This window comes from Corynebacterium sp. MSK047, from assembly GCF_030232285.1.
GTDB lineage: Bacteria > Actinomycetota > Actinomycetes > Mycobacteriales > Mycobacteriaceae > Corynebacterium > Corynebacterium jeikeium_D.
Genome location: NZ_JASPJI010000005.1, coordinates 30,415 through 48,621, shown reverse-complemented (window position 1 = coordinate 48,621; position 18,207 = coordinate 30,415). Strand labels below are relative to the sequence as shown.

Here is an 18,207-nt window from a genome sequence, read left to right as displayed (position 1 = left end):
ACTGCCCGCGATAATATCCTGTCATGGCCTACGTCACACGGCAGCCACAGCTACGACTGGGGCCGGTAACGCCGCGTTGGCCACCTTGCAACTGGGGCATGCCTCCGTCTCTACGACCGAGGCGGCCTACATCAACCGCGCGGGTGGGTTTGCCAACTCCGCGATTATCGAGGCGTTCGCCACCGACGCACTGGCGATTTTCGGCGGCTAGTCGCTGCCCCCCCCCTGCCGCCGCCCCCGGCGCCCTCCCGGTGCGGGTTTTTTGCATTGAGACGACGAAAACAATTGCAATACCGTTGCAAGCACCCCTTAAACCAAAGAACCCCAGGCCGGAAAACTTCCTGACCTGGGGCTTTGGAGCCGGAAACGGGACTCGAACCCGTAACCTACTGATTACAAATCAGTTGCGCTACCAATTGCGCCATCCCGGCAACTTTAAAGCGACCCTTTTGGCGTTAGCCGTCGCTGGCTCGAAAGAATCAGAGTCAACCTGAGAATCGAACTCAGCTGTGCCGCTGACAGGCGATTGTACAGGTTGGCAAGCAGAAGTTAAAAACGACACCACAGGAATACTGCAACCGCACTTCTTGAACACTTTTCTGCACACTAAAAGCCCCGCTCAGATAGGTAAATTCACCCCACCGAAAACGAATTGAGATTCTCCGTCACCGACGGGGTAGTGTGACTATCGCTAAATCACTGGGGCTATGTTGCTGCAACGCCTCTAGAACTCGTCTTTGCAATAGCGCTGCAACGCACCCCAGGCAGTATCGGGGAAAGGAAGTGTCGACATGCCATTCGATGGTGGCAACAAATCCAACGCCGAAGAAAACTCCGCTGCGAAGGATGATGCCTACGATGCCGAAGCCGCTGTCGCTTACCCCGCTGACCCCACTGTCTCTTACGACGACACTCCGCAGACCCAGTTTCCTGCAATCGACAATCAGTCCACCTTCAAGCAGCGCGTGATTGATTTCGTTTCCGGCCCAACGGCAACTGTCGACCTAGTGCACTCGACCACTACCCCACTGCCGCTGGCACCGATTGATTATTCCGACCCCAGCCAGGTTACGGCCGTACTCGATCTCGCTGCTCGCATCGGAGGACTGCTGCTGGCATGTGGCTCGGGCAACCGCGACACCGAGCTGCAGATTAAGACCGTGACCTCAGCCTATGGCCTCACCCAGATCCAGGTTGACATCACGTTGACCTCGGTGACGGTCTACCACCTCATCGGTGCCCGCCGCACACCAATTACGGCTATGCGCGTAGTCACCGCACCAGTGCCCGACTTCGAGCGCTTGCGCCACACGGACCGTGTCATCCGCCGAATTCGCGCGGGCCATCTGAGCCTGGAGGAGGCTATTGAGGCTATCGACAAGGTCGAGCGTGAGCCCGCAAAATACCGCCTCCGCGTCATCTACGCCGGCTGGGCGTTGCTGGCCTCATCTGTGACAGTGCTACTCGGCTCTGGTTTCGAGGTCGCTCTCATCGCGGCTGCCGTCACACTGGCCATTGTCATTGTGATTGGCGAGCTTGCCGCCCGCGAGTTGCCCACATTCTTCCAAAACGCAGTCGGCGGTCTCATCGCCACACTCTCCGCTGCTGTACTCAATGCGGCACAGGCATACCTTCCCTTTGAAATGCAGCCATCCAGGCTAATTGCCTCGGGAATCATCGTGATGCTCGCCGGCCTAACCCTCGTGCAAGCACTGCAAGACGGCATCACCGGCGCGCCAGTGACTGGCTCAGCGCGCTTCTTCGACACCATGCTGTTGACCGGCGGCATCGTCGCTGGCATCGCGATGGGCATCGAGTTTTCTGGAATGCTGGGCATTCCGCTTCCCGACGTCATCGCGGGCTCCGACCTCAACCTGGCCCAGGCGACAGTGCGGGTGATAGCGGGAACTACCGCCTCAATCGCATTTGCGTTGGCCTCGAATGCTGGGTTCACTGCGTTGGCAGTGTCCGGAACGGTCGCCCTGCTGGGGTCAATGACCTACTACTACGTGTTGACTCCGCTGGGAGTTCATCCGGTGACCAGCGCAGGCGCGGCAGCAACACTGATTGGTCTCATCGGTGGCCTGCTGGCACGACGTTGGTCCATCCCGCCGCTAATTACGGCAGTGGCAGGCGTAACCCCACTGCTTCCGGGTATGACAATCTACCGCGGTATGCACGCACTGCTGCACGACCACCCGACCAAGGGGTTTACGGCGCTGGCCTCAGCGCTGGGCATTGCGACGGCACTAGCTGCGGGCATTGTCCTCGGTGAATGGATGGCGCGCAGGCTCCGTCGCCCTCGCGCACTGCGCGAAGACAGTGGCCTGACCCGTCCAATCCGGGCCGGTATGCGTCGCATCCGTCCTGTGAATCCGCGGAACAAGCCTCGCCGTCCACGCAACTACCGCTTCAAGGGCGGTATGAACCCGCGCGTGGACTAGCCGTACCGTGGGAGCATTGTCCACACCGCGCGACCTATCAACAACGTGGTAGAATAAGATTTTTGAATTGTAAGTAGCGCTTAAAGCTGAAACTGCGTCATCACAATCCCATTCCTTCTCCACTGAACTCCGTTGAGCTCAGTGACGGGAGCGTGTGGTGAGATGGCTGACAGAAGTAGGTGTACTGGGCGCAATTAAGGCCATGCTTGCCAGGAGGATTCGTGCCACCGAAGGTCACAGACACTCGCACTGCTCAGAACGAGGCTCTTCACAAGGTCGAAGAAAAGACCGCTGCTGGCGCACGGCGAATTGTGGCTACCTTCGCCGAGGATTTCTACGATGCCGTCACTCTGATGTGCATGCTCGGAGTGGAGAAGGAAGGCCTGAGCTTCAAGAAGGTTCACGAGGAGTACGAGAAGGAAAACGCTCCGAAGACCGCAAAGCGCACGCGCAAGTCCACTAAGAAGACTGCGAAGAAGTCGGCCAAGAAGGCAGCAAAGAAGACGACTCGTAAGACGGCGAAGAAGGCAGCAAAGAAGGCCGCCAAGAAGACGACGAAGAAGGCTGCTAAGAAGACCACCAAGAAGGCAGCTAGCTAACAGGGTTGCACAGCATGGGTCAGAGCGGAAACAGGGTAGTCGCCGCAGTAGCTGTCGTTGCTGCAGCGTCCATGACGGCTACCGCATGCCAGTCAAAGCCGGCAGCGGAGATCGTCGGCAAGCAATGGCAGATAACTGCGATTTTTGATGACCCAAACCTGCCCCACGGTGTTCCAGACGGAGCTCAGGCACCGACTATTACCCTGGGGCAGACAACATATACCTTCGCTGATTCCTGTGGCAACGGCTCTGGTTCGCTGCAGTGGAAGGGCGAGGCGGTCGAATTCGGCACTCCGGAGCAGACTCGAAGTTTGGACTGCTCAGACCAGGCGCAGACCTATTCGGAGCGCTTCCACAAGATTGTTGCGGGCGAATTCGTCTACACGCAGGACAACAATGGTCTGCGCATGCGAGAGATGAAAGACACCAAGCCAGGTGAGGATCGCCGTGGCTGGACTGCGACAACCTCGGGTTACACCGAGGGGCGCTGACGCCACTTCTGATCAACAGGCGCATCGGTGCCGGGGTGCGAAACCCGCGCGTAAGAACCGCGGTGGTAAATGAGCGGATTGATTTCTTCACGCTTGCCGATAGCCACAATATCCGCCGTCACAATCCAGTGATCGCCGCCTTCGTAAACATCAACGACGGTGCAATCAATCCACACGGAGCAGCCGTGCAGTAATGGATTGCCCAGCTCAGAGCGGGTCCACTTCCCCGTCTTGAACTTTTCGCCATTACTGCGACCGAAGGCAGCCGAGATATCCTCCTGATCCTCAGCCAACACATTGACGGAGAAACGTCCAGCGTTCCGTACGTGCGGCCAGGACCGCGAGGTCTTCATGACGGTAAACAGAACCATCGGTGGAGTGAGGCTCAAGGAGGAGAAAGACTGACAGGCAAAGCCGTACGGCTCGCCCTCGTCCTCGGTGGCGATAATGGTCACGCCGGTGGTGAACTCACTCATCGCGCCACGGATAGACATTTCATTCAATTCGACGGGGCCGCCAAGTTCGACATGGTCTTCGCCGGTGGCTTCCGGACTATTGGGAGCCGCAGCTAATCGGTCGGTGCTCGAATTTGTTGAGTCTGTCATGTAATAGACCTTAATCTGAATCCGAACACAGTAAAGATGAGGTGGGGTTTACTACCCCAAGAACCTCCGATAATGCCACGATGTTATAACCGCAGCAGCCCACTACCTGGCTGACGGTGCCGGCGGCGCTGCCGTTGTCGATCCAACGACGAACTCAGTTTCCAGCAAGACTCGAGGAGCGCGACCACTGTCCTCGTGTGCAGCCTCAAGTTCCTCGGCGAGCGCGCGACCGACGGCGATGCCCTTCTGCCTATTCGGCTGAATCACGGTGGTCAGCTTGTGGAAGAGGGCGCGCTCAATTCCGTCAAAGCCGGTGATGGATAGGTCCTCAGGAACACGAATTCCGTTCTCCTTGGCATATTCCAAGACCGCAATTGCCTGAGTATCGGTGGTACAGACCACCGCTGTGAGATCCGGGTTGTCAGTCAGCAGCTGGCGGGCCGCATCGCGGTTGTTCTCGCGGTCATTGAGGTGACGCTCGATGATGGGCACATCTGCCTGCTGAATACCGGCCTCGGCAAGCGCTTCCAGCGCACCTTCAACGCGGTTCTTCTGCACCTGGTGATGAGCTTCTGCCAGCCGCTCCTCCGTGACATATCCCGAGTTCGGGGTACGCGACAAACGCACCGACAGAATCCCCACTTTGCGATGTCCCAGCTCAGTCAGATGGCGCACCGCGGGCTTGATGGCCTCACGGTCGTCGATGCCCACAAACGGTAGAGCCGCCGCATCCGCAGGCTGGTCGCACACGACCGTCGGCAAGCCGCGAGCGCGAACCGCAGCGAGGAACGGGTCGTTGTCAGCGACGGAGTAGACCACGAAGCCATCAACCACCGCCTGCCGAATCAGATTGAGATCTACATCCCCTCCTTCCTCGGAGGAAGCTGGGATGACCAACATGGAGTCGCCCATTTCGCCGAGCTCCTCTGCCAGGCCAGCAAGGAAATCGACTGAGGCGGGATCTTCGAAAGCGAACGGGAGATGCTCGGTGAACAGCACGCCGATGGCACCGACCCGGCGCATGCGCAAACCGCGAGCCATTGGGTCCGGCCCCGGATAGCCAAGGCGCTCCGCAGTTTCCAGGATGTGCTCCCGCAACTTCTCCGAGAGCTGGTCAGGACGGTTATAAGCATTAGACACAGTCGTGCGCGAAACTCCAAGCTCTGCTGCGATGGAAGCCAAGGTGCCACGACGACGCCGACTTTGCACGGAATACCGACCCTTCTTGAAAACCAACAGTGACTGCGCGCTCAGCTATCTTCACTCATCTACCTCAGGTAGAAAACCTCAGTTTTATGGAAAAGAACTACAACAAGCACCACGCGCATCTAATCGCGGACAACTTTACCCAACGAATGTGCGCGACTGTCATTTTTCCCACGCCAGCAGCCATCTGCCTTGTTACGGGGTCGCTGCATTCCCTACTATATTCTTTGTACTAAAGACAACTGTTTTCAATAGCGGTTGATGCTCAGAAGCTGAATAAACGGAATAATTCAGCCCGCAACAGGATTGGATACATATATGAAGGCACGCTTTTCCACGCGCATCGCGGCGCTGGTCGCCAGCGCCGGCCTCGTCGCAGGTCTCGGCGCATGCTCCAGCAATGATGACAGCGCTACGTCCGCAGACAAGTCTGAAGACACCATTAAGGTGGTCACCTCCACCAAGGTCTGGGCAGACGTCGCCGACGCAGTCACCGATGACGAGAAGGTCTCCATCGACCCAATTATCGCGTCCAACGACATCGATCCTCACTCCTACGAGCCGGCCGCAGCCGACATGGCGAAGGTAGAGCAGGCCGATATTCTCGTCGCAGGTGGTGGGCATTACGACGCATGGCTGACCTCCTCCCTACGTGATGCAAAGGACAAGGTCATCATCTCTGCGCTGCCGCAGGAAGAAGGCCACGACCACGATCATGATCACGAAGGTCACGACCACGACCATGAGCGTCACGACCACGAGGGTCACGATCATGAGGGTCACGAGCACCACCACCATGACGGCGAAGCCAACGAGCACGTCTGGTACGACACCGATGCGGTTGAAGAAACTGCAGAGCAGCTCGCCGAAGCTCTGACCAGGATGGGCGCCAAGGCCGACACCAAGGCTGTCGATAAGGAAATCAAGGACATCGAAGAGGCCAAGAGCAAGCTCAAGGCCGCTAAGGTTGCTCAGGTTCACCCGCTGGCCGATGACATCTTGGAGGATACGAAGGTCGAGGACATCACCCCGAAGGGCTACCGCCAGTCCACGCTGAATGAGTCCGAGCCGTCGGCAAGCGATGTCAATGAAATGCTCAAGCTGATTGAGTCCGGCGAGCTGGACTACCTCATCGACGCACCGCAGACCCACGACCAGGTTTCGGAGCGACTCGTCGAGGCAGCCAAGGCAAAGGGCGTTAAAATCGTCGATGTTTTTGAGTCGCCGAGCGCTGACCAGTCGTTCTTTGAACTCTACAAGCAAACCCTTTCCGATATGGAGTCCGCATAACTTTGCCCTCACTGACTTTTACTGACGCAGCCGTTGAGCCGCTGTGGTCCGGCCTCAATTTGAACGTCGAGCCCGGCGAGTTTTTAGCCATCCTGGGGCCGAACGGCGTCGGCAAATCCACGCTGCTGACCACTGCCCTTGGCATGCGCCGGCTGACTCACGGTTCAGTAAAAGTCGACGGGAATCTGGGCTACATTCCGCAGCAGCGGATGTTCGAGCCCTCACTACCCATTCGGGTTCGCGACCTCGTCGAGCTGGCAGCCGGCAAGAACCGCTCCGCCACCGACGAAATGCTGGAGTTCGTCGGCGCAACGGGTATTGCGGACCGTCGCGTCGGCACGCTTTCTGGCGGGCAGCAGCAGCTTGTCCGTCAGGCCCAGGCGCTCGTTTCGGCGCCGGATTTTTTGCTTTGCGACGAGCCTCTGCTCTCCCTCGACCCTGCGGCACAACGAACCACGGTCGAGCGTCTGGACCGGCATCGCCGGGACAATGACACGGCCGTCGTCTTTGTCACCCACGACATCAATCCCATCCTGGGTGTCTGTGACCGAGTGCTCTACCTGACACCGCATGGACATGCGGTCGGATCGGTGGAGGAAATCATCACTTCAGAGACGCTCTCGGAGCTATACCAAACCAAAATTGTGGTTGCCCGTGTCGAGGGAAAGTTGGTTATCGCCTAATGAACCTACTGGCTCAGTATTTCTCCGACACCGCTGCCCTACTCCAGGTCGGATTCGTCCACAATGCTCTCATCGCTGCAGCTTTGCTCGGACTGATCTCCGGCATTATCTCGCCCCTGATTGTCATGCGGCAGATGAGCTTCACCGTCCACGGCACCAGTGAGCTAGCGCTCATGGGCGCATCCGCAGCTCTACTACTTGGTGTCAGCGTCAGCAGCGGTGCCATTATCGGCTCGGTGGTCATCGCAATAGTCCTGGCAGCACTGTCGCTAAGAGGACGCCAAGATGCGGTTGTGGGCGTGGTCTTGAGCTTCGGTATGGGCCTATCGGTGCTGTTTATCCACCTCTACCCTGGCCGAACCAGTACCGCGTTTTCACTTCTCACCGGCCAGATCATTGGCCTGACTGACACTTCTCTATGGACGATGGCCATCGTCGCGGTCATCGTCGTCGGCGGCATTGCCTGGAAATGGCGGCCGCTGCTATTTGCCTCCGCCGACCCCATCATGGCCGCCGCCTGTGGTGTCAACGTCAAGGCGCTATCGATCTACTTCGCGATTCTCACCGGTCTCGTCGCCGCCCAGGGCGTGCAAATTGTCGGCTCCCTGCTCGTCATCGCCCTGATTATCACCCCGGGTGCCGCGGCCGCATTCGTCACCGCCTCGCCGGTGAAGGCCATCATCCTTTCGACCATCTTCGCCGAGGTCGCGGCTGTTGGCGGCATCGTCCTCTCGCTCGCACCGGGCATCCCGGTCAGTGTTCTAGTGACGACAATCGCGTTTGTCATCTACCTCATCTGCTACGCCATTGGAGCGGTGCAATCGCGCAAGGCAACGCGTGACGACGTCCAGGCAGCCAAGTGGAGCAAATAGATACATACGCTTTTCGGAGTGGCTTTTAAAACAACAAAAACACCGGGCAGCCCCTCGAGTGGCTATTGCGGAGAAGATGCGTCCACCTTCCCTCTTGCCACCGAGGGGCTGCCCGTATTTTTGCTGGATTCTCAAAAGAAGACTCCAACACCCCCAGCTCTTTTCAAGACTGCGAGACTGCCGATATGGGATGACCCGGCAGACAGAAAAACTAACACTGACGATATCGTGGTCTGACATCACAGTGACCTAAAAGCTAGCTGTACAAGCCACCGCTAGGTCCGTGCGCTCCCCTAAACTACGGTCAAATACGCCCCCATTTCTAGGAGCATCATTTGCCCACCCTCCCCTCGGGAAACGACGGATAATTTTCTGTTGAAATTGATAATAACGCCGCTATTTTCCCAGCGCACGCCAGGAATAGAATTATTTTTAAAGCGCTGAACTACTGGGGGTAGCCATAAGTACCGGCCAGAATCTAGAACTCAAAATACCCCACGTAAACGCCATTACTATAACGAATTGATAATGGCGCCTACGGGGGTATCAAATGCGCTACTGGCTACTCTTTACCCGGCGCTGGCGGGCAAACTCACTCAGAGTCACACCGGCAGCAACGGAAGCATTGAGCGACTCAACCCATCCGGCCATCGGAATGGACATGATGGTGTCACAGGTATCGCGCACGAGGCGCGAAAGCCCCTTGCCCTCAGAACCGACGACCACAACCACCGGGGTGGTTCCGTCATAAGTATCCAGAGTGTGATTGCCACCAGCATCCAGCCCAACAACCTGGTAGCCAGCCTTCTGGAACTGCTTGAGCGAGCGCACCACATTGGTCGCCCGCGCAACCGGCAGACGCGCAGCAGTACCAGCAGAGGTACGCCAGGCGACGCCCGTAATGGCAGCCGAGCGACGCTCCGGAATCACCACACCGTGACCACCAAAGGCCGCCACCGAGCGAATGACCGCACCCAGGTTACGCGGATCAGTGATGTTATCCAGGCAGACGATAAGGCCCGGCTCCCCTGTCTTGGCCACCGAATCAATCAGATCTTCGACAGATGCGTACTTGTACGGCGGAATCTGCAGGCCGATACCCTGGTGCATGGTGTTGCCGGTCATGGTGTCCAACTCGTGGCGAGGTACCTCGCGAATCGGGATACCACGGGAGTTAGCAATACGCACTGACTCCTGCAGGCGCTCGTCATTGTCGGTACCCAGCGCCACAATCAGCGCGGCCGCTGGCACCTTTGCATGCAGGCACTCCACGACCGGGTTACGGCCAACTACCAGCTCGGTGCCATCCCCCTTGCGCTCATGACGCCCCGAGTCACGGCGGCGCTTCTCTTTCGCCCGCTTATGAGCTGCGTGATAAACGCGGTCCTCTGCTTTCGGGGTCGGCCCCTTGCCACGCAAGCCACGCTTTTGACCACCGGAGCCGCCAACGTTCTTCTTGCTTGCCTTGCGCACTGCACCACGACGACCGTTGCCTGCCATAGCTACCTGCTTCCTGTTGTTAATAGTTTTCTTTAGCCTAAAGCCAGCTTTTCAGCCCTAGTCAGCGACAGACCATGCCGGACCATCCGCGGTATCAGTTACCTCGATACCCGCTTCCTTCAGACGGTCGCGCACAGCATCAGCCGTAGCCCAGTCCTTCTCTGCACGAGCCCGGGTGCGTTCCTCCAACTGGTGCTCAACCAGCACACCGAGCGCATGCATTGCCGCGTCAGAACCGGAATCGGAGGTTGTCCACTGCTCATTCAGCGGATCGAATCCAAGGACTGCGGCCATAGCGCGGACAGCACCGGCAATCTCCTTGGCCTTGGTCTCGTCGCCGTCGGCAAGCGCCTGATTGCCCCCACGAACAGCGTTGTGGATTTCCGCGAGCGCGCGCGGGACGGCGAGGTCATCGTCGAGCGCTGCTTCGAACGCCGGCGTCCACTCACCGATTTCGACATCGCCGAGCTTATCGACGGCACGGTGCATAAACGCCTCGATACGACGGTAGCCCGTTGCCGCTTCCTGCAGAGCCTCCTCGGAGTACTCCAGCACGGAGCGGTAGTGCGCACTACCGAGGTAGTAGCGCAGCTCAACCGGACGGACCATGGTCAGGATATGCGGCACGGACAGCACGTTGCCGAGCGACTTCGACATCTTTTCGCCGGCCATTGTGACCCAGTGATTGTGCATCCAGTAGCGAGCAAAGCCGTCGCCGGCTGCGTGCGACTGTGCGATCTCGTTTTCATGATGCGGGAACTGCAGGTCGAGACCGCCACAGTGGATGTCGAACTCCGAGCCCAAGTAGTAGGTGGCCATGGCGGAGCACTCCAGGTGCCAGCCCGGGCGGCCATTGCCCCACGGCGTCGGCCACGAGGGCTCGCCCGGCTTGGCAGCCTTCCACAGTGCGAAATCGTGCGCACCGCGCTTGCCCGGAGTATTGGTCTCGCCCTGCTCCATCTCGTCGACGCGGTTGCCGGACAGGCTGCCGTAGTCGCTGCCTTCAGCCTTGGACCAGGCATCCACGTCGAAATAGACGCTGCCATCGACGGCGTAGGCGAAGCCGTTATCCATCAGACGCTGCATGTACTCCACCATCTGAGTGACATGCCCGGTAGCACGCGGCTCAACGCTCGGCGGGAGAACACCGAGCCGGTTGTAAGCCCAGGTAAATTCGCGCTCAAAGCGGGAGACCCATTCCCACCAAGGGCGGCCGTGCTCGGCGGCCTTGTTCAAGATCTTGTCATCGATATCGGTAACGTTGCGCACAAAGGCGACGTCATACCCCTTGGCGATCAGCCAACGGCGCAAGATATCAAAGGCCACGCCGGAGCGAACATGGCCAATGTGCGGCTGAGCCTGCGGGGTCGCACCGCACAGGTAAATGGAGGCATGCCCCTCCCGGAGAGGCTCAAAATCCTTCAGTTGGCGGGTTGCGGTATCGAAGATTTGAAAAGTCACAGCCCCGAGCATAGCGGGGAAATAGATACGGGTGAAAAAGAGAAAACGGCTAGCGCACACGGGCAATGTGTGTGCGCTAGCCGTTAACCGGAAAAGTGCAGAAAATCCCTACTGGAAGGAACCGGGGAAGGAAAACGACTTATGCGTCAGCGTCCAGGTCCACCGGCTTATCGTCGGCCTCGTCCTTCTTCTCACCGGCGGCACCTTCCTGTTCCAGCGCGCGGTGACGCTCGATAGTGGCATCGACGCGGGCAAAAACTTCCTCGACCTTGGCTTCATCAACGCCGTCGGCAAGCGCGAGCTCACCGACGAGAACCTGGCGAGCCTTGCTCAACATACGCTTTTCGCCGGCGGACAGACCGCGATCCTGATCGCGGCGCCACAGGTCACGAACTACCTCGGCGACCTTGTTAATGTCGCCCGAACCCAGGCGCTCCTGGTTGGCCTTGTAGCGACGGGACCAGTTGCCGGCCTCTTCCACGTCGGTCTCACGCAGAACGGAGAAAACCTTCAGCAGCCCCTCTTCACCGACAACGTCGCGAACACCGACCAGCTCGGCATTCTTGGCGGGCACCTGGATATTCAGATCACTCTGCAGAATCTGCAGTACGAGGTACTGAACGGTCTCACCGTTAAGCTCTCGTTCAATGATGTTTTCGATTTTCGCAGCTCCGTGGTGCGGATAAACTACGGTATCGCCAATGCTGAATTCCATGTAATGCACACGCCCTTTCCAACGGCCTTCCACCCTATCATGTCCCCCCATGATTTTACGGGTAGTATGAGAACATCTTAGGAAGACACTAAGGTGTTCTTTAAATACTGAAAATCCTATCGCCCATCCTCAAGCTACTGGAGGAAATCTAGTCATGGCCTTCAAGTCCGTACTTCGCCGCAGCGCCCTCATCACCGTCTCCGCAGCATCCGCAGTTGCACTTGCTGCTTGTGGCGCCGGTCAGATTTCGCAGACCGCAAATCAGCACCCGGCTGTAGACGGTGCGATGAACGGCGGCGAAGATGCTGCCGGCAAGGGTGCTGAGAACACCAACTCGGCTCTTGGCTTCGTCAACATCCGCGACGCTCACATCCTGGTTGACCCGGAGGCTGGTACCGCTGGTCTGAAGTTCTCCGCCAGCAACCAGCAGCGCGCTACCGAGTCGGTCTACACGCTGAAGTCCGTCACCGTTGAAGGTATCGGCGAGGTTGAGCTGAAGAAGGTCGCTGAGACACCTTCCTTCGCTAAGGCTGCCAAGGGCGAGGACTCCCTGCCGCGTGAGTGCCAGATTGTTGCCGGCCCGAAGTCCGTCATCGATCCGCTGGCTAAGACCGCCAAGGACAACACCGGCTGCATCGCGTACTACACCAACGAGCTGGACCCGAGCACCCTGGTTGGAGACAAGAGCAGCGCTGCTGGCCAGAACCGCGAGGCCACCTTCGAGTTCACCGACCCGCAGGGCCAGACCAACACCTACGACCTGGACATCACCATCTCCGCTGACATTCTGGAAGCTGGCGCACCGAACCGCGGTGCTGACGGCATGATTGAATCCAAGTAATCGCAGCACAGTGGTGTTCCTGCGCTGTTCGCGCGCAGCGCACTTTTAGGCGCTGGTACAGCGCAGTCCTGTCCCGCAAATAACGCGAGGCGCTTCATCGAGCGGGCATGGGCGATTGGTCGCTTGATACGGGTCACGGCAGTACAGTCATCCTTGACACAAGTCATTGACACTGCCCTGGCCCGCTCTCGCGTATCTGGGGTAAATTTTCTCGCGACATTCACCGCATACCGCACAACACACGTTGTGGAGTCTGTCGTGTCCCCTCTCTTGAAGCAAAGGTGGTTGCACCGTGGCCAAGACCAAAGACGAAGCCTACGAATGCTCAGCATGCGGCTGGCAGGTGTCGAAATGGGTCGGCCAATGTCCCAACTGCAAAGAGTGGGGCACGCTAGAGAAGGTCACTATCCGCTCCAGCGGTGGGAAGTCCGCCTCCACGCTGGAGGACAAAATTGCCGCGCGGGCAGCCAAGCAACGTCGCCGTAGCGCTGCCGCGACGGAACCCGGCGCGCGGGGTGGTCGTCGTAAAGCATCTTCCACTTCCGTCGCGGCTGAAAGCCAGCGTCTAGCACAGCGCGCGCTTGACGACGAGGCGGAGGAACGTTTCCTCGCCGAGACCTCCGCAACAGATCGAATCCCCACTTCATCTTCCGAGTTGACCGCGATCACGGGGATTTCCGCCAAGGCTGCGCACGCGGTGCGCACGGGCATCGGCGAGCTGGATCGAGTGCTCGGTTCCGGTATTGTGCCGGGTTCGTTGGTGCTCTTGGCAGGCGAACCGGGGGTTGGTAAGTCGACGCTGCTACTTGAAGTGGCCTACCGCTGCGCGGACGGCGATTTGGGGCCGACGCTTTACGTCACCGGTGAGGAATCGGTCGGTCAGGTGCGGCTGCGTGCCGAGCGCACTGGCGCACTGTCGGACTCGCTGTACCTGTCGGCGGTGTCGAATATCGAGGACGTCATCGACCTGACGCTGGAGCTCTCCCCCGGTCTGCTCATTGTGGACTCTGTGCAGACGATGCGTGCCGACGTCGAAGGTGCTCGCGGTGGCGTTGCCCAGGCTCGCGCCGTAACCTCTGCTCTGGCGGCGTTGGCGAAGGAGACCGGGACTGCGATTTTCTTGGTAGGGCACGTGACCAAGGACGGCAATGTGGCCGGCCCGCGCACAATGGAGCACCTGGTTGATGTGGTGCTCAACTTCGAGGGCGATAGGCATTCGGGGCTACGCTTCTTGCGCGGCCTGAAAAACCGCTTCGGCAGCACTGATGAAGTGGGCTGCTTCGAGCAGACGGCGGGCGGCATTGCGGAAGTTGAGGATCCCTCGGGGCTGTTTTTGCATCACCGAACGCCGACCTCGGGAACTGCAATTACCGTGGCCATGGATGGCCGCAGACCGCTGCTGGCGGAGGTGCAGGGCCTGGTAATCAATACTGAGGCGCACAACCCGCGACGCAATGTCTCTGGCCTGGACCCTCGCCGCGTGCCGATGGTCGCGGCCGTGCTGACTGAACACGGTAACTTCAAGCAGTTAGCTCGCATGGAGATGTACGTATCCACTGTCGGCGGTATGACGCTGTCGGAGCCTGCCGCGGACCTGGCGATCGCGCTGGCACTGGCCTCATCCATGACCAAGCGGACCTTCCAGGATAAAACCATTGCACTCGGCGAACTGGGGTTGGCCGGCGAAGTGCGCAGAGTGACCGATTTGGAGTGGCGGCTTAAGGAAGCTCATCGAATGGGCTTCGACACGGCAATTGTGCCCAGAGGCGCAAAAGGCCCGGCGGGGATGCGGCTGCTGGAAGCAGGCACCGTTGCCGAGGCCATTGAGCTTGGGTTAGGGACTAAGCGCTAGCGCATGTTGAACGTGTAGGCGTCAGAGTTGTTGTCACCAATCACGCCGTAGAAGATGTACGACCCGGAGGGAGCTGGGACGCGGTCTTCTTCGGAGCACTTGTTCGGCGCCGAGGTCAGACGCGACCAGGTGGCGGCATAGTTGACTTCCTCGCCCGGTGCCAATACCAGTTCACCGTGGCCTTCGGAGTCATTGCAGTCCACATCCGACCAGACGCGCTCGTACGTTGCCAGGTCGTATACCTCGAAGCGCAACTGCTGCTCATCGAGGTTCACGCGGCATTCACCGCCGGTGGGATTGTGGACGGTAATTGCCAGAGTCGGCTGCTCATCGCCGTAGTTCGGCTGATCCGAGGTGGCTGTCACCTGCAGGTCTGCAAGGCTACAGTCCTTTTTGTTCGCAAGCGCCGCTTGAGCGTCATCCTTCGCGGAATCCTCGCCTTCCTTAGCGTCAGTCTTGGCATCCTTGTCAGACTTGTCCTTCGTCGAGTCCTTGTCAGACTTAGGCGCGTAAGGTTCCTTGGGCTGTTCCGGAGGGGTCACCTCTTTCCCGTCATCCCTGGTGACATTCACCGGTTCAGAATCCTCGCTGTCCCGGTTTACCAGTGCGGAAATACCCCAGCCCAGGAGAACGAGGATGATAACGAGCAACACCGCCGCGGCGATACGCCGACGCCGGTAGATTTCTGGAGGCAGCTTATTGGTCACACATTTAGGTTAGCGGGTTCTCGCTGACTCCATGGGTAACGACGGTCTCAGCGCGTCCGTCCTCCAAGCGGTACCGCATACCGACAACGCCCACCTCGCCGGTCACCAAGCGCGATGAAATCTCTGGCGAGCGATCAATAATGTGATTAACAATCTCGCGCACGTGGCGCCGCTCAAATTCGTCGATTTCCGTCTCGCCATCTTTGCGAGCCGCCAACAGCGACGGGGTAACTTTCTCAATCAGCACACGCTGGAAACCACCCGGCAGTTCGCCACCGTCCAGTGCATTCTTCGCCGCAGCCACAGCGCCGCAGGACTCGTGGCCGAGAACAATCACCAGCGGAACTCCCAGACCATCAACTGCGAACTCCAGCGAAGCCAGCACCGACAGGTCAGTAATCTCACCGGCAGTACGAATCACAAATACATCGCCCAGACCCTGATCGAAGATAATCTCCACCGGAGCACGGGAATCCGAGCAAGCCAGCACAACGGCCTTCGGCTTCTGCCCCTGCGTCAGCTGCTTACGACGAACCAAGTCCTGACGGGGATGCGCAGTCTTGCTCTCACAGAAGCGGAGGTTTCCGCGCACCATCGATTGCCATACACTCTCAGGAGTCCTCTCAGAATTGCTCATAGCTATATTGTGCAACGACTCCGCTGTTTATGGGAAAGCGAGAATGTAGATTGACCTCTGCAATTAACCAATCCGACGACTTCGACGAACACGTCGATGCCGCCTTACGTGATTGGTATCGCGCCAATATGCGGCCACTTCCCTGGCGTGAAGAAGGCACTTCACCATGGGCTGTGCTCGTCAGCGAAGTGATGAGTCAACAGACTCCCGTCGCCCGCGTCATCCCCTCGTGGCGCGCCTGGCTGGAAAAATGGCCCACCCCAGCCGATCTGGCAGTCGCCCCCAAAGATGAAGTCCTGCGTATGTGGGGAAAACTCGGCTATCCCCGACGTGCACTCCGGCTGCGTGAATGCGCAGAAAAGATCGTCGAAAGGCACGACGGCGAAGTGCCGAGTGACGTGGACACGCTGTTAGCCCTTCCGGGGGTAGGAGACTACACCGCTCGGGCGGTAGCGGCGTTTGCTTTTGGCGCGCGCACGCCGGTGGTGGACATCAACGTGCGCCGCGTACTCCGGCGACACCGCCAGGGCACGTACCTTCCCGGCATCGCCAAACGCGCCGACATGGCGCTCGTCGAAGAGTTGCTACCACTCGACCCCACGACTGCGGCCGAGACTTCCGTCGCGCTCATGGAACTCGGCGCTACCGTCTGCCGAACGACACCCGAGTGCGAGGTCTGCCCCATCGCTACCAGTTGCGCCTGGATCGCCGCCGGTCGCCCCGAACCCGAAGACCACGAAATCGCCGCTGCTAAACGACGCGTGCAGAAGTTCGAAGGCACCGACCGCCAAGTCCGGGGCTTGCTTCTCGACGTGCTCCGCGCCGCCGACTCCCCCATCGAACAGGCCGCTCTCGATGCGGTCTGGGATGATGCACATCAGCGTTCCCGCGCACTGTTTTCCCTGCTTGACGACGGGCTTGCGGAGCAAACTCCCGATGGCCGCTTCCAGTTGCCCCGTTAAAGCCGAGGCAATGCTCCGGTAAAGACCAGATTCGGACAAGTGCGTTGCCTAGAATTAGGAGCATGAATGCCTCGCTCCATCGATCTCAGCGCCAACGCTGTCTCTTTGGGGCTAGTAAGCGCAGAATTGCGCTGAGCATGGTGCTCGGAATTTCTCTGATTGGCGCTAGCGCGGGTGTGATTAGTGGTTGCTCAGCGTTGGATGGTCTAGGTGCGATTGACTTCGACTCCTCGGATTCTGACTCTTCTGCGGTGAAGCGATTGCCTCCGGGGCAGGTAATTACGCAGACACCATTTCCGGTCAATGCGCCCGCACGCGCACAGCGGGTCGTGTTTTCCTCCACAGGTGCACGCGACCACCGCCAAACAGCAGTATCTGGTACCGTATTGCAGCCCTATGCCCGCTGGTCGGAGAAGTCCCCACGGCCTCTGGCGGTGATTGCGCCGGGGACTCTCGGGATGGCCGATAACTGCGCGAGTTCGGTTGCGCTGCGCTACGAAGCACCTCCGACGCCTCCGGCACCTCAGCTGCTGGCACAGGGATGGAATGTTGCCATCGTGGATTACCAGGGGCTCGGCACGCCCGGGGTACATCCGTATCTCAACCGTGAGATTGCCGGGAATAACACGCTCGATATGGCACGAGCGACTATTGAAGCTTTACAACTACCTGCAGATACTCCCATTGCGCTCTTCGGCTACTCACAAGGCGGAGGTGCCACCGCTGCAGCCGCCGAGCTAGCCGATGAGTACGCCTCGGAGTTGAACATCCGCGCTGTTTACGCCGGGGCTATTCCGGCCGATCTCACCGACACTGCGCTGCATATTCGCGGCTCGGCGTTGGCGGGGCTCGTCGGTTACTTCATGAACGGCTTGATTGCAGAGTACCCAGAGACAAAAGAACCAATCGAGCGCATGCTCAGCCCACTGGGGCAGGACTTCCTGAAGCTCACCGCCGATGAATGCATTGGCGCCACTGTCGAACGTTGGCCTCGCAATGACACCAAGGCATTTACTGCCAATGACTTGGGGATAGCGGAGAATCTGCGCTCGCCCGAGCTCTCCCCCGTCGTTCGACGCCACGTGGACGAGCAGGCTCTGGGCACAAAGACTCCCAGTATGCCCGTGTTCGTTACCCATAATGCATTGGATGATGTGTTACCCGTGACGTCGGCACGCGAGCTTGTGCAGAAGTGGCAAAAGGCCGGCGCCGACATCACCTACGTGGAGGTCGAGACTGACCTCGGTGATGGGACGCACGGCCTTGCCTACGTGCTCACTCACGAAGAGATGCTTGCCTGGGTGAATCAGAAAATGGGGTACTAGCGGCGACAACCGCCACT

Annotated in this window: 18 protein-coding genes and 1 tRNA gene; 11 read left to right on the top strand and 8 right to left on the bottom strand. The window is 59.1% G+C overall.

All coding sequences use genetic code 11. The features are described 5' to 3' along the window. Positions 1 to 76: 76 nt before the first annotated feature. Complete coding sequence (locus tag QP981_RS02910; protein WP_256374817.1) at positions 77 to 211, top strand: hypothetical protein; 135 nt, start codon at positions 77 to 79, stop codon at positions 209 to 211. Between the two features lie 144 nt (positions 212 to 355). On the opposite strand, the gene QP981_RS02905 is transcribed toward QP981_RS02910, so the two are convergent. Then, positions 356 to 431: transfer RNA gene (locus tag QP981_RS02905), tRNA-Thr, on the bottom strand. Between the two features lie 360 nt (positions 432 to 791). Between QP981_RS02905 and thrE the strand changes: the two genes are divergently transcribed. From thrE to QP981_RS02890, 3 genes are all read left to right on the top strand, one after another. Next, on the top strand, positions 792 to 2,444 hold the full coding sequence (gene thrE, locus QP981_RS02900; RefSeq protein WP_070595472.1) for a threonine/serine exporter ThrE: 1,653 nt from the start codon (positions 792 to 794) through the stop codon (positions 2,442 to 2,444). Between the two features lie 221 nt (positions 2,445 to 2,665). Continuing rightward, positions 2,666 to 3,043 (top strand): hypothetical protein, encoded by a 378-nt coding sequence (locus QP981_RS02895; RefSeq protein WP_284857397.1) that lies wholly within the window; start codon positions 2,666 to 2,668, stop codon positions 3,041 to 3,043. Between the two features lie 14 nt (positions 3,044 to 3,057). Next, positions 3,058 to 3,534, top strand: coding sequence for an META domain-containing protein (locus QP981_RS02890; RefSeq protein ID WP_284857398.1), 477 nt, complete (start codon positions 3,058 to 3,060; stop codon positions 3,532 to 3,534). Here QP981_RS02890 and QP981_RS02885 read toward each other — a convergent pair. Both QP981_RS02885 and QP981_RS02880 read right to left on the bottom strand, forming a co-directional pair. Further along, positions 3,516 to 4,139 carry a flavin reductase family protein gene (locus QP981_RS02885; RefSeq protein WP_284857400.1) on the bottom strand — a complete coding sequence of 208 codons (624 nt, stop codon included), beginning with the start codon at positions 4,137 to 4,139 and terminating at the stop codon, positions 3,516 to 3,518. The genes QP981_RS02890 and QP981_RS02885 overlap by 19 nt on opposite strands. A 102-nt stretch (positions 4,140 to 4,241) precedes the next feature. After that, positions 4,242 to 5,348 (bottom strand): LacI family DNA-binding transcriptional regulator, encoded by a 1,107-nt coding sequence (locus tag QP981_RS02880; RefSeq protein WP_284857401.1) that lies wholly within the window; start codon positions 5,346 to 5,348, stop codon positions 4,242 to 4,244. A gap of 315 nt (positions 5,349 to 5,663) precedes the next feature. Between QP981_RS02880 and QP981_RS02875 the strand changes: the two genes are divergently transcribed. Genes QP981_RS02875 through QP981_RS02865 form a run of 3 tightly spaced genes read left to right on the top strand, consistent with a single transcriptional unit; the run spans position 5,664 to position 8,190 of the window. After that, positions 5,664 to 6,635 carry a metal ABC transporter solute-binding protein, Zn/Mn family gene (locus tag QP981_RS02875; RefSeq protein WP_284857402.1) on the top strand — a complete coding sequence of 324 codons (972 nt, stop codon included), beginning with the start codon at positions 5,664 to 5,666 and terminating at the stop codon, positions 6,633 to 6,635. A gap of 2 nt (positions 6,636 to 6,637) precedes the next feature. Further along, the gene (locus tag QP981_RS02870; RefSeq protein WP_284857403.1) at positions 6,638 to 7,318 is read left to right on the top strand and encodes a metal ABC transporter ATP-binding protein; all 681 of its coding nucleotides are present in this window, start codon (positions 6,638 to 6,640) and stop codon (positions 7,316 to 7,318) included. Continuing rightward, entirely contained in the window at positions 7,318 to 8,190 is an 873-nt protein-coding gene (locus QP981_RS02865; RefSeq protein ID WP_284857404.1) for a metal ABC transporter permease, read from the top strand. Before QP981_RS02870 ends, QP981_RS02865 begins: the two co-directional genes overlap by 1 nt. 555 nt (positions 8,191 to 8,745) lie before the next feature. Here the strand turns inward: QP981_RS02865 and rlmB are convergent. From rlmB to QP981_RS02850, 3 genes are all read right to left on the bottom strand, one after another. Continuing rightward, positions 8,746 to 9,690 (bottom strand): 23S rRNA (guanosine(2251)-2'-O)-methyltransferase RlmB, encoded by a 945-nt coding sequence (gene rlmB / locus QP981_RS02860; RefSeq protein ID WP_284857405.1) that lies wholly within the window; start codon positions 9,688 to 9,690, stop codon positions 8,746 to 8,748. A 57-nt stretch (positions 9,691 to 9,747) separates the two neighbouring features. Beyond that, positions 9,748 to 11,151, bottom strand: coding sequence for a cysteine--tRNA ligase (gene cysS / locus QP981_RS02855; RefSeq protein ID WP_284857406.1), 1,404 nt, complete (start codon positions 11,149 to 11,151; stop codon positions 9,748 to 9,750). A 139-nt stretch (positions 11,152 to 11,290) separates the two neighbouring features. Next, positions 11,291 to 11,866: a CarD family transcriptional regulator gene (locus QP981_RS02850; RefSeq protein ID WP_284857407.1), complete on the bottom strand. Its 576-nt coding sequence runs from the start codon at positions 11,864 to 11,866 to the stop codon at positions 11,291 to 11,293. A gap of 154 nt (positions 11,867 to 12,020) precedes the next feature. Between QP981_RS02850 and QP981_RS02845 the strand changes: the two genes are divergently transcribed. Then, positions 12,021 to 12,707: a hypothetical protein gene (locus QP981_RS02845; protein ID WP_070603942.1), complete on the top strand. Its 687-nt coding sequence runs from the start codon at positions 12,021 to 12,023 to the stop codon at positions 12,705 to 12,707. A gap of 292 nt (positions 12,708 to 12,999) precedes the next feature. Beyond that, positions 13,000 to 14,559 (top strand): DNA repair protein RadA, encoded by a 1,560-nt coding sequence (gene radA, locus QP981_RS02840; protein WP_016421451.1) that lies wholly within the window; start codon positions 13,000 to 13,002, stop codon positions 14,557 to 14,559. On the opposite strand, the gene QP981_RS02835 is transcribed toward radA, so the two are convergent. Both QP981_RS02835 and QP981_RS02830 read right to left on the bottom strand, forming a co-directional pair. After that, entirely contained in the window at positions 14,556 to 15,266 is a 711-nt protein-coding gene (locus QP981_RS02835; protein ID WP_016421452.1) for a hypothetical protein, read from the bottom strand. The two genes, radA and QP981_RS02835, sit on opposite strands and share 4 nt — an antisense overlap. 4 nt (positions 15,267 to 15,270) lie before the next feature. Beyond that, positions 15,271 to 15,903 carry a carbonic anhydrase gene (locus tag QP981_RS02830; protein ID WP_042388218.1) on the bottom strand — a complete coding sequence of 211 codons (633 nt, stop codon included), beginning with the start codon at positions 15,901 to 15,903 and terminating at the stop codon, positions 15,271 to 15,273. Between the two features lie 29 nt (positions 15,904 to 15,932). On the opposite strand from QP981_RS02830, the gene QP981_RS02825 reads away from it, so the two are divergent. Together QP981_RS02825 and QP981_RS02820 are read left to right on the top strand one after the other, a co-directional pair. Continuing rightward, positions 15,933 to 16,865 carry an HhH-GPD family protein gene (locus QP981_RS02825; RefSeq protein ID WP_284857408.1) on the top strand — a complete coding sequence of 311 codons (933 nt, stop codon included), beginning with the start codon at positions 15,933 to 15,935 and terminating at the stop codon, positions 16,863 to 16,865. 62 nt (positions 16,866 to 16,927) lie between these two features. Next, positions 16,928 to 18,190: a lipase family protein gene (locus QP981_RS02820; RefSeq protein ID WP_284857409.1), complete on the top strand. Its 1,263-nt coding sequence runs from the start codon at positions 16,928 to 16,930 to the stop codon at positions 18,188 to 18,190. Positions 18,191 to 18,207: the final 17 nt, after the last annotated feature.

Excerpts from the sequence above, each read along its gene's own strand:
- thrE (WP_070595472.1), top strand. The coding sequence starts at position 792 with ATGCCATTCGATGGTGGCAACAAATCCAACGCCGAAGAAAACTCCGCT.
- QP981_RS02890 (WP_284857398.1), top strand. The coding sequence starts at position 3,058 with ATGGGTCAGAGCGGAAACAGGGTAGTCGCCGCAGTAGCTGTCGTTGCT.
- QP981_RS02885 (WP_284857400.1), bottom strand. The coding sequence starts at position 4,139 with ATGACAGACTCAACAAATTCGAGCACCGACCGATTAGCTGCGGCTCCC.
- QP981_RS02875 (WP_284857402.1), top strand. The coding sequence starts at position 5,664 with ATGAAGGCACGCTTTTCCACGCGCATCGCGGCGCTGGTCGCCAGCGCC.
- QP981_RS02865 (WP_284857404.1), top strand. The coding sequence starts at position 7,318 with ATGAACCTACTGGCTCAGTATTTCTCCGACACCGCTGCCCTACTCCAG.
- rlmB (WP_284857405.1), bottom strand. The coding sequence starts at position 9,690 with ATGGCAGGCAACGGTCGTCGTGGTGCAGTGCGCAAGGCAAGCAAGAAG.
- QP981_RS02850 (WP_284857407.1), bottom strand. The coding sequence starts at position 11,866 with ATGGAATTCAGCATTGGCGATACCGTAGTTTATCCGCACCACGGAGCT.
- QP981_RS02845 (WP_070603942.1), top strand. The coding sequence starts at position 12,021 with ATGGCCTTCAAGTCCGTACTTCGCCGCAGCGCCCTCATCACCGTCTCC.
- QP981_RS02830 (WP_042388218.1), bottom strand. The coding sequence starts at position 15,903 with ATGAGCAATTCTGAGAGGACTCCTGAGAGTGTATGGCAATCGATGGTG.
- QP981_RS02825 (WP_284857408.1), top strand. The coding sequence starts at position 15,933 with ATGGGAAAGCGAGAATGTAGATTGACCTCTGCAATTAACCAATCCGAC.
- QP981_RS02820 (WP_284857409.1), top strand. The coding sequence starts at position 16,928 with ATGAATGCCTCGCTCCATCGATCTCAGCGCCAACGCTGTCTCTTTGGG.